This is a genomic window from Enterobacter cloacae complex sp. 302F9 (assembly GCF_050030335.1).
In the GTDB taxonomy this organism is placed as follows: Bacteria; Pseudomonadota; Gammaproteobacteria; order Enterobacterales; family Enterobacteriaceae; genus Enterobacter; species Enterobacter hormaechei_C.
The window spans coordinates 1,962,415-1,976,094 of record NZ_JBLGUC010000001.1 but is presented as its reverse complement, the minus strand read 5'-3'; the positions used below and the strand labels follow the sequence as shown (position 1 = coordinate 1,976,094).

Sequence of the window (13,680 nt, the reverse complement as noted above, 5' to 3'; positions counted from 1 at the left end):
AAGGATCACAAACTGGCCCGGTGTAATTCGCCAGGGCTGCCATAATCGTTAATGACTTTAAACGTCAGCGTATTGCCACTGGTTCCGTTCGGTAACGGAAAACGGGCTGTGCCTGAAGGCATCACGTACGTGACATCGTCAAGTTTCTTATTACCCAACGTAATTTCATTGAAATTGATAACGTACGGCGTAGGGTTATTAACCTGAAGGGTATTTCCCGCACGACGCCAGGTTAATTTATTGGCTTGCTCCTCGGGGGTAGACGCACGAAGAGTCTCTGGTCGATAAATTAATTTGATGCGCGTTTTGACGGCAATTTGCAGCGAGTTCATCTGCTTTGAGGCTGAAGGAATAGCTTTAATGTTCAGCCAGAATAAACTCTCCTGCCCCTGAGGCAGTGAGCCGGTCATGACAATACGCTCAAGGTTTTTTTGCCCGCCGTCCAGCCGATACAGTGGTGGCGTAATAATAAAAGGCGCTTTACCCGATTGTTCATCCTGAACATCTATCCACGACTGGATTAAATAAGGAACGTTATCAGGATTAGTAATACCTATTGACGCCTCTTTTTTAGTCCCATCAAAAATAATACGGGTGCCGCCAATAATTACTCCTGCACTGACGGATGTTAACGTCAGCGGTAACAGCGCCATAGCCAGGCCCGTTGTCGTGATAAAACGCATTTTTTTTTACCTCATAAAACAAGGGGCCGGGCGGCCCCCTGCTGATTACTGCAATGACTTAGTTGTATACCACTGAGAAGTTTGCGACCGAGTTAGCCGGGCCCGCGGTCACGGATGCCGCGGTGGAGATATACTGCGCGTAGAAGTTCAGCGTATTATCAGCCGTACTGCTGAGCGGGTAAATATAGCTGTTGCTGCCGTGCAGCGGCAGATCGGCTTTATCTGCCGTCATCAGGTTAATCGCCACCCCGGTGGCCGCCCCCGCCACAGACGTATCAATCGCCAGCAGGCTGGCGTTGGTTAAATCCGGCGTGCCGTCAAAACGGACTTTTGCATTGGTGACCGTTACCGGACAGTTTTTCAAAATAATATTGAATTGCGTCGCAGCCGTTCTCGCCCCGGTTGTCGGGAATTCCGTTTTATAATAATCGCCTAATACCACCACCTGATTCTGGGATGCCACATCAACGTCGCAGGCGGAATCCAGAATATTCCCGTTAAAATTAACGGTACCGGCCGCTGCGAATGCATTGGTCATGGTGAGTACAGAACCTGCCGCTAACATTGCCATCATCAATTTTGTATTCATAATTTTATATCCCGTATTACTTTATTTATTACCGACATTCAGTTGCAGAAACAAAAGCCCTTCCGACGAGTCAAAATTTATACAACTCTTTTTCCGCATACAATCAATTTTGAGGTCTAGCTGTAGACCCTCTTTTAACAATTACAAAACATATTCACTCGGAAACACCTTAAGAATAATGGCCAAAGTCTACTTTTAGACCTGAATAAAAAAGGTTTCAATTTCAATTAATTAAGACTCAAAAAAAAGCGAGTCTATAATTAGACTCGCCGCAAACATTCCCTGATCTGCTGGTTTTTAAGATAATTCTTTATGCCGATCAAAAAATGATCGCATCAGTCAGTGTGGTTTCACATGAATACCCGTTTCGCGCCTGAGTCAGATATTGATAAGTCAACAGTGCTCGGCGCTAAGCCTTTTAAGCACATTGAAAAAATAATCGATAATGTTTTGCCGCATGCGGAGAGAAGCATTATTGCCAGAGGAGAAATTATCCATTATTGCTCCGGCGATACCCGTCAATGCTTTTTACTGTTGCATGGCAGCGTGGCGTTGCACCGTCGCGGGGACGGTATCGTCTTAAATTCTGAATCCGCGCCATTTATACTCGGCGTGAGCAGCCAGTTATCGTCTGAACACCTGTACGTCAGAGCGCTGGAAACCTCAGAGGTGGCCAGCGTTTCGCTGGCGTGTTTCAATCATGTTGTCGCACAACAGAATTTATGGGAGCACTTCTCAAACCTGCTGATCTATACCGCATCGCGCGTCTACGAACATTGTGCCCAGATATCGCAAATGTCGGCTTATGACATTATCCGCTTTCAACTGGTTGAGTTGATGCAGGAGCCGGAAGCCATAAGACAAAACATTACCGCCGCGGCCTATATCAAAAGCCGCACCTATCTTTCACGCAGCGGCATTATGCGGATCCTCGCGGATGATGTAGCCCCCTGAAACACCAGACAGTAGCTGTATCTCCAGATAAGAGATAGGCTTGAATATATGTCTAACACTAACACCAATTTTGAGATGACCGGGATCCTGTTAGGGCAAGAAGTCCGTAAACGTAAAACTCCTCAGGAGAAGATCGCCATTATCCAGCAGACGATGGAGCCGGGTATGAATGTCTCCCATGTCGCCCGCCTGCATGGTATCCAGCCCAGCCTGCTGTTTAAGTGGAAGAAGCAATATCAGGAAGGCAGCCTCACCGCCGTTGCGGCTGGAGAGGAAGTCGTTCCTGCTTCTGAGCTTACTGCTGCTCTGAAGCAGGTCCGGGAGCTTCAGCGCCTTCTGGGCAAGAAGACGATGGAAGTTGAGATCCTGAAAGAAGCCGTGGAGTACGGTCAGTCGCGAAAATGGATAGCGCACGCGCCCTTGTTGCCAAAGGACGGGGAATAGCCATGGTCAGCCGGACCATGGGCGTGTCGCGTGCGCAACTGTCACTGCGGATTAACCGTTCTGCCGACTGGCAGGACAGGCGCTGTAACCGGCGTAATGAAGAAGCAGACGCAGAAATACTGTCGGCTATCCTCAACATTATCAGCGATATGCCGAGTTATGGTTATCGACGCGTGTGGGGCATCCTGCGCAAGCAACGTCGCACAGAGGGACAGCCACCTGTGAATGCCAAACGGCTTTACAGGATAATGAGCGAGCATAACCTGTTGTTGTTGCATCACAAACCAGAGCGACCGAAGCGTGAACATAAGGGCAAGATAGCGGTGGCAGAAAGCGATATGCGCTGGTGTTCAGATGGCTTCGAGTTCGGCTGCGACAACGGCGAAAAACTGCGGGTAACGTTCGCGCTGGACTGCTGCGACCGTGAGGCCATAGACTGGGCAGCAAGCACGGGAGGCTATGACAGTTCGACCGTGCAGGATGTGATGCTGAGGTCGGTGGAAAAGCGCTTCGGCGACAGGCTGCCCGACACAGCGGTGCAGTGGCTGACGGACAACGGTTCAGCATATACCGCGCATGAAACGCGGAGGTTCGCCAAAGAGCTGAATCTGGAGCCATGTACAACAGCGGTGAGCAGCCCGCAGAGCAATGGCATGGCCGAACGGTTCGTGAAGACGATGAAGGAAGACTATATCGCGTTCATGCCGAAACCGGATGTGAGAACAGCCCTGCGAAACCTTGCAGCGGCGTTCACGCATTACAATGAAAATCACCCGCATAGTGCGCTGGGATATCACTCTCCGAGAGAATACCGGCGGCAGCGGGCATCGTTAACTTAAGATACAAAAGCTGTCCGGAAATGGCGGGTCAAGATCAGCGGATCCTCGCGGAGTTGCGGACGGGGAAATACATCACCATGGAGCGTGGCGTACTAGTAGAGATCCATCACTTACCCCGTAAGTACTGAGGCTGTATTTATCTCTGGAGAAGGTGGAAAAGAAGAGCGACACTATAGAGAGTACAGTCTCTTTCCAGGTTAACGCTATGTCTTCTGACAAACCATCGCATCGCGGCTCTCCCTATGCTCAGGAACTGATTTCTCATTTACAGCCGCACTGCGCCACGCATAAAACCGATCCCGGCGAGCAACTTGATCTCGAGGTTGACGGGCAGAGCATGTGTTATTTAATTCTTGATGGCACGGTCGCCATATACAGAAGAAGCGACGACATGATGCTTTCAACGGCGCGCAGTCCCGCCCTGTTTGGCCTCGCTAACCTGACGGACATTTATTTTAATGACTACCTCCGAACGGTAACGCCTTGCCTGATTGGTGTGCTCACGACCGATCGGGTGGCTCAAATTATCAAAGAGAAGGCGCTGTGGGGGCTACTTTCTAATCATCTGATGTTTGTCTATAACCGCCTCTATCACAACGTCATGCCGAAAGGCGCACCAACCGCGTACGAGATGATTCGCCAGCAGCTCGTGCTGCTGATGCAGGAAGATGACAGCTACCGACGCAGCGTGACGGCGGAAAGGTATATCAGGGATAAAACCCATCTTTCCCGCAGTGGCGTAATGCGGATCCTGGCTGATCAGAAAACGGGAGGGTTCATCGAAATGGAAGAAGGCCGGCTGATTAAAATTAACAAACTGCCTGCCAGATACTGAATGTCAGACACAAAAAAGGCCGCGCTTGCGGCCTTTTCTTCACTGCTTAATGGACGTGAACGCCCAACCGCCAGGCAAAGTAGATCTCTTCTTTCAGTTCGTTTGAAGAGAGCGCCAGCAAATCCGTAAATTCCAGCTCAAGCTGTTTCAGCTTTTTCAGGTACTGGGCGGGAGACAGATTGCTTTTATCGCGACGTAAATATTCAATTGCCAGCTGTGTTGGGGTTATTTCAGTATCCATGATGTCCTCGCTTATGTTCAAAACGTGACCAGTATATCACAATCAGGCGGCTAATTTTTGACCAAAAACAAGACATCCGGAAACTTTACACAACGGCCGTCGTCAGCCTGGATGAACAACACAGGCGATCCTGCTCGTCCAGAATATCAATCTGCCACACCTGATGACGGCTTCCGGCATGCAGCGCCCGGCAGACGCCGCGCACGCGCCCGCTGCGAACGGAGCGGATGTGGTTGGCATTGACCTCCAGACCCACCACCTTCTGCTCTCCTTCCGTACACAGGTAGCCCGCCACCGACCCCAGCGTTTCGGCCAGCACGACGGACGCGCCGCCGTGCAACAGGCCAAACGGTTGATGAGTACGGTTGTCTACCGGCATCGTCGCTTCCAGTTCGTTGTCGCCAATGCGCGTGAACTGGATATCCAGCAAACCGACCATGTTCTCCGCGCCCATGGCATTTAAGGCCTCCAGCGTGACCGCACGTTTCCAGATCATCCGATAATCTCCAGTAAAGCCTGCAATGGATGGCGGACGCCGTTACCTTCCACCCGTTTCACCTGGCTGCGGCAGGAGTAGCCCGTCGCCAGACAGCGGTTGCGTGGCAGGCGCTGCATCGCCTGATGCCATGACAGCTCGTAAATGCCGAGCGAATTAGCGTGGTTTTTGACTTCATGGCCGTAGGTTCCGGCCATACCGCAGCAGCCCACGTTAACGCTTTCCAGCTTCGCGCCAAACCGGGCAAAGATAGAAGCCCACTGGGCAGGCGCCGTCGGCAGCGCCGTCACTTCGGTGCAGTGCCCAAACAGATACCAGGCTTCTCCACTCACCTCCTGAGTGGGCGTTTGCGTCAGCACCGCAGGCAGCCACTCGTGCACCAGTAAGACCTGAAAATCACCGCGCTTATCGCCGAGCGTCTGCTTATATTCATCCCGGTAACAGAGCACCAGCGCCGGATCGACGCCCACCATCGGCATGCCGAGCTGCGCCACGCGATTCAGGAAATCTGAAGTTTTCTGCGCGGTTTTCGCAAAGCGGGTGAGGAAACCTTTTATGTGCTGCGCCTTGCCGTTCGGGGAGAACGGCAGCACCACCGGCTGGTAGCCGATTTTCTCGGCCAGTCGGACAAAATCGGCCACCACCTGCGCATCGTAATAGCTGGTAAACGGATCCTGCACTACCAGCACCACCTTCGCTTTCTGCTCAGGGCTTAATGCTTCCAGTTGTTCCAGGGTCATGTTCGCCGAGCGGTGCCCCACCAGCCGACGCTGGAGTGATGGCACCGACAGCAGCGGCAGATCCACCATGCCGATATGTTTTTCTGACAGTTTGCGCACCAGCGGCTGGTTGATAAAGAAGTTAAAGGTTTTTGGCGCACGGGCCATCAGCGGCGCGTAACTCTCCACCGTCGCCACCAGATGATCGCGCATCGGGCGCAGATAACGCGTGTGGTACAGCTGGAGGAAGCGGGAACGGAATTCCGGTACGTCAATTTTAATCGGGCACTGGGTTGAACACGCCTTGCACGCCAGGCAGCCGGACATCGCCTCTTTCACCTCATGCGAGAAATCGTATTCACCTTTGTTCGCATGCCAGCTGTTGCGGGTGCGTTCGATAAGCCCGCGCAGGCTGGCGCGTTTTTCCGGCAGTTCCTGTTCCAGCTTGAGCGGGTCAACGCCGCGGTCGGCCAGCAGGCGCAGCCATTCGCGCACCAGCGTGGCACGCCCTTTCGGGGAATGAATGCGGTTGCTGGTGATTTTCATCGACGGACACATCGGGCTTTTCACATCGAAGTTGAAGCATAGCCCGTTGCCGTTGCACTCCATCGCGCCGCGCCATGAAGCGCGTACCGCAATCGGAATTTGTCGTTCATAGGTACCGCGCTTGACGGCGTCCACCTGCAACATCGGCGCATCAATGCCCTCCGGCGGGCAGATTTTTCCCGGGTTAAGGCGGTTATCGGGATCAAAAGCGGCTTTTACCTTACGCAGCTCGGCGTAAAGTTGTTCGCCAAAAAACGCCGGGCTGTACTCGGCGCGGAATCCTTTGCCGTGCTCGCCCCATAACAAGCCGCCGTATTTGGCCGTGAGGGCCACGACCTCGTCGGAGATCTCCTTCATCAGGATCTCCTGCTGCGGGTCGCACATGTCCAGCGCCGGGCGCACGTGCAGCACACCCGCGTCCACGTGCCCGAACATGCCATAGCTCAGACCATGGCTGTCGAGCAGCGCGCGAAACTCCACAATATAATCAGCAAGGTGCTCCGGCGGCACGCAGGTATCTTCCGCAAACGGAATCGGCTTCGCCGCCCCTTTCGCGTTGCCGAGCAGCCCCACCGCTTTTTTACGCATCGCGTAGATTCGCTCGATGCCGGAGAGATCGTTACACAGCTGCCAGCCAATGACGCCGCCTTCCCCTTGGGCAATCAGCTCGTCCAGACGCTGGCAGAGTGTGCTCACCTGGCTCTCAATCAGCTCTGCGTCATCCCCGGCGAACTCGACGATGTTCAGGCCGAGCATCTCTTTATCCGGCACGTCGGTAATCAGTTCGCTCACCGAATGCCAGACGATATCTTCCCGGGCCAGGTTCAGAACTTTTGAATCGACGGTTTCCACCGACAGCGCCCGCGCCTCCACCATAAACGGTGCATTACGCAGCGCGGAGTCAAAGGAGTTGTATTTGACATTCACCAGACGGCGCACCTTTGGCAACCGGGTGATATCCAGACGCGCTTCGGTGATGAAGGCCAGCGTCCCTTCTGACCCGGTCAGTACGCGGGTAAGATCGAACTGGCTCAGATCGTCATTAAAGACATGGCGCAGATCGTAGCCCGTCAGGAAGCGGTTAAGCTTCGGGAATTTGTTGAGGATCAGTTCGCGATTTTCGCGGCAGCGCTCCAGCACGGTACGATAAATCCGTCCGCTGGTGGTGCTCTCTTTTGCCAGCGTTTCGGCCAGCTCGATCGGCATCGGTTGGGTATCGAGGATATCGCCCCCCAGCAGCACCGCCCGCACACCCATAACGTGATCGGAGGTTTTGCCGTAGACCAGCGAGCCCTGCCCCGAGGCATCGGTGTTGATCATCCCGCCAATGGTCGCGCGGTTACTGGTGGAAAGCTCTGGCGCAAAAAAATAGCCGTAAGGTTTCAAAAACTGATTCAGCTGATCTTTGATCACCCCCGCTTCCACTCGCACCCACCCCTCTTCCGGGTTGATCTCAATGATGCGGTTCATATAGCGGGACATATCAATGATGATGCCCTGGTTCAGCGCCTGCCCGTTGGTACCCGTCCCGCCGCCGCGTGGGGTAAAGACCAGGGTGCTGAAACGCTCCTGCGACGCCAGACGGGCGATGAGCGCCACATCGGCGGTAGAGCGCGGGAAAACGACGGCATCGGGAAGAAGCTGGTAAATACTGTTATCGGTCGCCATCGTCAGCCTGTCGGCATAATCGGTGGCGGTGTCACCTGTAAAACCCTGTTGCTCCAGTGCCTGCAAAAAATTAAGCACCAGCTGAACGACGCCCGGTGCCTGAGAAATCTGTGGGATCATTGCTGTCGACCCTAATGAGAATAGTGTGAAATCGTTTGCGTTGTGTCTGGAAAGTTTTATCACATTTTTTTCTTATGTGCTTCGTAGAATTACGGGCAAAATCCGCCTGTCAAAAATCGCTGAAATCACTAATGATTAGAGAGATGCGGTTTATATTCCCATCAGCCTTGCTGGTGTTCATTTAAGGAAAGTTTCGTTTATGGTCAATCTTCGTCAGCCCAGGGATGTCGCGCAGATACTGCTGTCGGTGCTGTTCTTAGCCATTATGATTATTGCGTGTCTGTGGATTGTTCGTCCTTTCGTGCTCGGATTTGCCTGGGCCGCGACCGTCGTCGTCGCAACCTGGCCTTTACTCTTACGTTTGCAGAAACTGCTGTTTGGTCGCCGCGGCCTGGCCGTGCTGGTGATGACGCTGCTGTTGTTCCTGCTGTTTATTATTCCCATTGCACTGCTGGTTAACAGCCTGGTTGACAGTAGCGGCCCGGTTATTCGCGCGGTCACCAGCGGTGATATGACGCTGCCGGATCTCGCGTGGCTGAACAGTATTCCTGTTGTGGGCGCAAAACTGTACAGCGGCTGGCACAGCCTGCTGGAGATGGGCGGTAGCGCCCTGATGGCCAAAGTGCGTCCGTACATCGGCACAACCACCACCTGGTTTGTGGGGCAGGCTGCGCACATTGGTCGCTTCATGATGCACTGTACGTTGATGCTGGTCTTCAGCGCCCTGCTGTACTGGCGCGGCGAGCAGGTTGCGCTGGGGGTGCGTCATTTCGCCACCCGACTGGCAGGTAAACGCGGCGATGCGGCCGTGCTGCTGGCAGCCCAGGCCGTCCGCGCGGTGGCGCTCGGCGTGGTGGTCACAGCGCTGGTGCAGGCTGTACTTGGCGGAATCGGGCTGGCGATTTCCGGCGTACCTTATGCCACCATTTTCACCGTCGTCATGCTGATGACCTGTCTGGCTCAGCTCGGTCCGCTGCTGGTGCTGGTTCCCTGCATTATCTGGCTTTACTGGACGGGGGACACGACCTGGGGCACGGTGCTACTGGTCTGGAGTTGCGTGGTGGGCACCATGGATAACGTGATCCGTCCCCTCCTCATCCGCATGGGCGCTGACCTGCCGCTGATTCTGATCCTGTCCGGGGTGATCGGGGGGTTAATTGCCTTCGGCATGATTGGCCTGTTCATCGGTCCGGTGCTGCTTGCGGTAACCTGGCGTCTCTTCTCCGCCTGGGTGCATGAAGTGCCGCCGCCGGGAACCGACCCTGACGTCATCTTAAGCGAACTTGAAGAACTGGAAGATAAGAACGCGCAGTAAGAACGTAGGCCGGGTGGCGCTAACGCTTACCCGGCCTACACTCTCCACAGCAATACTTAAACGTTGCTAAACTATTTATTCTCTGTGCACTGGTCAGACCCGCCTTTTCCTGCCTAAGACCGTCATTCTCTTCAAGAAATCTTTACCTGCCTTTAACTATTGAGACGAATCCGATCGACTCAAAATCCTGGCATGCCTACTATTAAGACACGGTTATAAATCAACACCTTGATTTATAAGCATGGAAATCCCCTGAGTGAAACAACGAATTGCTGTGTGTAGTCTTTGCCCATCTCCCACGATGGGCTTTTTTTTATCCTTTTTACGCCCGTGTAATGTCACAGCGGCTGAGCATGCGCCATTCCCCCGCCAGCTCCTGCGTCTCCCCGGTTACCAGCACGTTCACCACCTCGCGTATATCCGCCGAGGACGCGCCAACCTGTAGCTCAAATTCCCCTGGCTCGACAATCCGCTTCCCGTCCCGGCGGGTGAAATTAAACATCTCCACCGGCAGGGTAAAGGTCAGCGTGGCGGTTTCTCCCGGTGAAAGCGTAACGCGCAGGAACGCTTTCAGCTCCTGAAGCGGACGCACCTGCGTGGCGACCTTATCGCGTACGTACACCTGTACCACTTCGCTGCCGCTGCGCTCGCCGGTGTTGGTGATATCGACGCTTAACGCCACCTCTCCGTCGATCGGGACGCGGCTTTCCGCCAGGCGGGCCGCGCCCCAGCGAAACTGCGTCCAGCCGAGACCGTAACCGAACGGGTAAAGTGCGCCGAAATGGAACGCAAACGGCGTGCCGCCGCTTTTCAGCTTGTGGTTATAGTAGTACGGCATCGCCCCGGCGTTTTTCGGCACGCTCACTACCAGCCTGCCCTGCGGCTCCGCGCGGCCGGTTAAGACATCGGCAATCGCCCAGCCCCCTTCCTGCCCCGGCGCCCAGGCCATCATCAGCGCGGCCACCTTCTCTTCCAGCCCCTGAAGGTTATAAGGACGCCCACCCGTCATGACGACAATCACCGGCTTACCGGTTGCCACCAGCGCCTCCAGCAGCTGTTGCTGCACGCCCGGCAGATCCAGCGAATCGGTATCCGAACCTTCCCCCACGGTGCCGCTCTGGAATAGTCCGGCGAGGTCGCCCACGCAGGCCACCACCACGTGACTCTCTTTTGCCGCGCTCACGGCGTCGGGGATCAGATCCGTGCGTTGTGAAACCGGCGATTGCTGCATCGGTTTACCGCCGCTGTCGCCCGGGAACACCGGCGCGCCCGCCATCCGTTTTTCGATAATGTGGCACCCTTTGGCGTAACGTATCTGCGATGCACCAAGGTACTGTTCCAGCGCCGCGCGCGGGGTGGTCACCTGCGAAGTCTCTTCAACCATATCGCTGATAATCAGGTGAACCGGGAAGCTGTAGCCGCTCAGTAACGCCAGTGGATCGTCCGCCGTCGGCCCCACTACCGCTACACGGGGTTTTCCGCCGAGGGGCAAAATGCCGTTATTTTCCAGCAGCGTGATCGATTTTGTTGCCACCTCGCGCGCCACCTGCCGGGTCGCCTCATTCTGCAAATCGATACCGTCTTCGTCGGCGTACGGTTTTTCAAACAGCCCGAGACGGAATTTTTCACTGAGCACGCGCGCCACAATCTCATCCACTTTCGCCATTGAGATGAGCCCACGCTCTACCGCTTCAGCCAGATGACGCGCGCAGTCATCCTTCGGCAATTCCACGTCCAGCCCGGCGTTAAACGCCAGCGCCGCCGATTGTGCTGGATCGTGAGAAATCCCGTGGTGCTGGTGCAGCAGGCTGACGCCGCCGTAATCCGCCACGATAATGCCGTCGAAGCCCCACTGTTCACGCAGCACGGTGGTGAGCAGAAAATGGTCGCTGTGCCCTGGCTGATTATCAATGTCGTGATAGGCTGGCATCACCGAACCGGCGTTGGCCAGCTTTACCGCCATCTCAAACGGCAGCAGGAAGGTATCGTTAAGCTCGCTGAAACCGAGATGGACCGGCGCATGATTGCGCGCCCCTTCGCTGAAGGAGTGGCCGACGTAATGTTTCAGGGTCGCCAGCAGATCGCGCTTATCGCCCTGCAACCCCTTCACGTACGCCGTCGCCATCACCCCTACCAGCCACGGATCTTCCCCAAAGGTCTCTTCCGTCCGTCCCCAGCGCACATCGCGCGAGACATCCAGCACCGGGGCCAGCCCCTGCTGGCACCCGACGGATCGGGCCTCTTTGCCAATCTGCTCCGCCGCCCGCTGCACCAGCGCCGGGTCCCAGGTAGAACCGTAGTTCAGCGACGACGGGAACAGCGTTGCATCTTTGCACAGCAGCCCTACCAGACATTCTTCATGAAACAGCGCCGGAATGCCGAGCCGGGTCTCCTCCATCATCATGCGTTGCAGGCGGTTGGCGGCACGCACGCCGGTTTTTGCATCAACAATGTGCGTGCCGAGCGGGCGGGTGATCTGCCCGACGCCCAGCTTCAGCCTTTCGCTGAGGGACGCCTGTTCACTCACGCCGGCGAATTCATCGCTCAGATCGCTGCGTTCGCGGTGGTTGCCGTGTTCATCAAGGATCAGCCAGTATGCGTGCATCTGGGCAAATTTCTCTTCCGGCGTCATACGCGCCAGTAAATCAGCGACACGCTCGTGTACGGAACGTCCCGCGTCCTTGTAGATCGCAGTCATGGTTTACTCCTGTAGTGCGGATTGGGTTGCCGGGCTGAGCTGCCCCGTATCGTTTCGACTATCGCGTTTGCTGGCCAGCTCGCGGGCGATGCTGTCCACCAGCCGGCTGTTAAGTTTGTAGATGGCAAGGAGCGCCACCATGCAGAGGAACAGCGCGCAGGGGATCAGGGTGAACAGGGCATTGATGGTTGCGAGAACGTGAGGCGCCTGGTTTGCCTGACCCGGCGCGTAATCCACCATGCCAAGCACCCAACCGACCACCGCCCCACCCAGCGCCAGCCCAAACTTGATGGCAAACAGGGCGGTAGAAAAGACCAGCCCGTCCAGGCGGCGGCCGCTACGGTGTTCTTCGTAGTCCACCACATCGGAGAACATGGTCCATTGCAGCGGCGTGGTCAGGTTCTGAATAAAACTAAATACAATATTCAGACCGAATATCAGCCACACCTGCGAAGGCGGAATGAAGAAAATCAGCGCGCCAAAAATAACGAAAGAAATAATGGTCCACTGATAGGCACGCACCCGGTCAAATTTGCCCAGCAGGCGTTCAGATAATAATGCGCCGCTTAAGGAGGCCACCATGCCGGAAACAATAAAGGCAAAAACCAGTTCCGGACGTAACAGAACATAGTTAACGTAATACATGGTCGCAGAGCCACGCGTCACGACGGCGGTTAACAGTAAAATATTAAACAGAAAAACAATTCGCCACTGGCTATTGGCGGCCAGCAGTTTTAAATCCGTCAGCATCGAGCCGGAGGTGTCATTGCGCGGCGAGTAACGCTCCCGGGTCATAAAGAAGCAGCAGAAGAATAAAACAATACCCAGCAGCCCCATCAGGCTCATGGCATAGAAATAGCCTTTTTGCACATTCCCCTGGCCTAATAATGAGACCAGCGGCAGCGCGATGACCGTTACAATCAACCCGCCGATAAACGACAGGCCAAAGCGCCAGGATTGCAGCGAGTGGCGTTCGCGCGGGTCGAGCGTCAGCGCGCCAGGCATGGCACAGTAAGGGACGTTAATCGCGGAATAGATCAGACTCAGGATGGCATAGGTTACGCAGGCATAGACAATTTTTGCCATCGCCCCGGCATCCGGTACGTAGAAGGTAATCAGGCAGCTCACGCCAAACGGAATGGCAAACCAGAGCAGCCAGGGACGAAAACGACCGTGGCGGGTCTGAGTGCGGTCCACCAGCGCGCCAATGCACGGGTCGACAAACGCATCGACCACGCGCACCACTAAAAACATGGTGCCCATAATGGCCGCAGGCAAACCGAATACGTCCGTATAGAAATAAGCGAGAAATAACGTTGCCGTTTGCCAGACCAGCGCGCTGGCCATATCGCCGAGGCCATAACCTATTTTATCTTTGGTACGTAATACAGAGGAGATTGTCATTGTTATTTGCCTTTTTATCAGGTTAAAACGTATTTCAACCAGTCGCGCATCATCCCGACGGATGTACGCGGTAAGGCTCAAGTATTAGCAACGCCCTGCCCGCTAACAATTGTCTAAATTAACAGATAA

At 55.1% G+C, this 13,680-nt stretch carries 11 protein-coding genes, 1 other RNA gene and 1 pseudogene; 6 read left to right on the top strand and 7 right to left on the bottom strand.

Translation table 11 applies throughout. The features are described from left to right. Window positions 1-5: 5 nt before the first annotated feature. Both ACQG0T_RS09450 and ACQG0T_RS09445 read right to left on the bottom strand, forming a co-directional pair. Window positions 6-683: a fimbrial biogenesis chaperone gene (locus tag ACQG0T_RS09450; RefSeq protein ID WP_023303536.1), complete on the bottom strand. Its 678-nt coding sequence runs from the start codon at window positions 681-683 to the stop codon at window positions 6-8. A gap of 58 nt (window positions 684-741) precedes the next feature. After that, window positions 742-1,272 (bottom strand): fimbrial protein, encoded by a 531-nt coding sequence (locus tag ACQG0T_RS09445; RefSeq protein WP_015570717.1) that lies wholly within the window; start codon window positions 1,270-1,272, stop codon window positions 742-744. 354 nt (window positions 1,273-1,626) lie between these two features. Between ACQG0T_RS09445 and ACQG0T_RS09440 the strand changes: the two genes are divergently transcribed. The 4 genes and pseudogenes from ACQG0T_RS09440 to ACQG0T_RS09425 all read left to right on the top strand — a co-directional run bounded on the left by ACQG0T_RS09440 (window position 1,627) and on the right by ACQG0T_RS09425 (window position 4,344). After that, on the top strand, window positions 1,627-2,226 hold the full coding sequence (locus tag ACQG0T_RS09440) for a helix-turn-helix domain-containing protein (protein ID WP_271040715.1): 600 nt from the start codon (window positions 1,627-1,629) through the stop codon (window positions 2,224-2,226). A 75-nt stretch (window positions 2,227-2,301) separates the two neighbouring features. Next, window positions 2,302-3,509 (top strand): IS3 family transposase gene (locus ACQG0T_RS09435; protein WP_087776199.1). Its coding sequence is split into 2 segments (ribosomal slippage): window positions 2,302-2,623 and window positions 2,623-3,509, totalling 1,209 coding nucleotides; the frame shifts between segments, so codons are not numbered across the junction. Further along, a pseudogene (locus ACQG0T_RS09430) lies at window positions 3,464-3,637 on the top strand (helix-turn-helix domain-containing protein); the annotation flags it as partial. The gene ACQG0T_RS09435 and the pseudogene ACQG0T_RS09430, both read left to right, overlap by 46 nt. A 77-nt stretch (window positions 3,638-3,714) precedes the next feature. Then, a complete protein-coding gene (locus ACQG0T_RS09425) occupies window positions 3,715-4,344 on the top strand; it encodes a helix-turn-helix domain-containing protein (protein WP_271040714.1) in 630 nt (209 codons plus the stop codon). Between the two features lie 46 nt (window positions 4,345-4,390). On the opposite strand, the gene ACQG0T_RS09420 is transcribed toward ACQG0T_RS09425, so the two are convergent. The 3 genes from ACQG0T_RS09420 to ydiJ all read right to left on the bottom strand — a co-directional run bounded on the left by ACQG0T_RS09420 (window position 4,391) and on the right by ydiJ (window position 8,134). Next, a complete protein-coding gene (locus ACQG0T_RS09420) occupies window positions 4,391-4,585 on the bottom strand; it encodes a YdiH family protein (RefSeq protein ID WP_003857766.1) in 195 nt (64 codons plus the stop codon). Between the two features lie 85 nt (window positions 4,586-4,670). Continuing rightward, window positions 4,671-5,081 (bottom strand): 1,4-dihydroxy-2-naphthoyl-CoA hydrolase, encoded by a 411-nt coding sequence (gene menI, locus ACQG0T_RS09415; protein WP_023296356.1) that lies wholly within the window; start codon window positions 5,079-5,081, stop codon window positions 4,671-4,673. Then, window positions 5,078-8,134: a D-2-hydroxyglutarate dehydrogenase YdiJ gene (gene ydiJ, locus ACQG0T_RS09410; protein WP_252051464.1), complete on the bottom strand. Its 3,057-nt coding sequence runs from the start codon at window positions 8,132-8,134 to the stop codon at window positions 5,078-5,080. The genes menI and ydiJ overlap by 4 nt, the downstream gene beginning before the upstream one ends. Before the next feature lie 199 nt (window positions 8,135-8,333). Between ydiJ and ydiK the strand changes: the two genes are divergently transcribed. Together ydiK and rprA are read left to right on the top strand one after the other, a co-directional pair. Then, window positions 8,334-9,449 carry an AI-2E family transporter YdiK gene (gene ydiK / locus ACQG0T_RS09405; protein ID WP_015570721.1) on the top strand — a complete coding sequence of 372 codons (1,116 nt, stop codon included), beginning with the start codon at window positions 8,334-8,336 and terminating at the stop codon, window positions 9,447-9,449. 209 nt (window positions 9,450-9,658) lie between these two features. Then, window positions 9,659-9,766, top strand: an RNA gene (gene rprA / locus ACQG0T_RS09400) — antisense sRNA RprA. Window positions 9,767-9,771: 5 nt separating this feature from the next. Here the strand turns inward: rprA and ACQG0T_RS09395 are convergent. Together ACQG0T_RS09395 and ACQG0T_RS09390 are read right to left on the bottom strand one after the other, a co-directional pair. After that, complete coding sequence (locus ACQG0T_RS09395) at window positions 9,772-12,147, bottom strand: glycoside hydrolase family 3 N-terminal domain-containing protein (RefSeq protein ID WP_271040713.1); 2,376 nt, start codon at window positions 12,145-12,147, stop codon at window positions 9,772-9,774. A gap of 3 nt (window positions 12,148-12,150) precedes the next feature. Beyond that, the gene (locus tag ACQG0T_RS09390; protein WP_047731162.1) at window positions 12,151-13,551 is read right to left on the bottom strand and encodes an MFS transporter; all 1,401 of its coding nucleotides are present in this window, start codon (window positions 13,549-13,551) and stop codon (window positions 12,151-12,153) included. Between the last annotated feature and the right edge of the window lie 129 nt (window positions 13,552-13,680).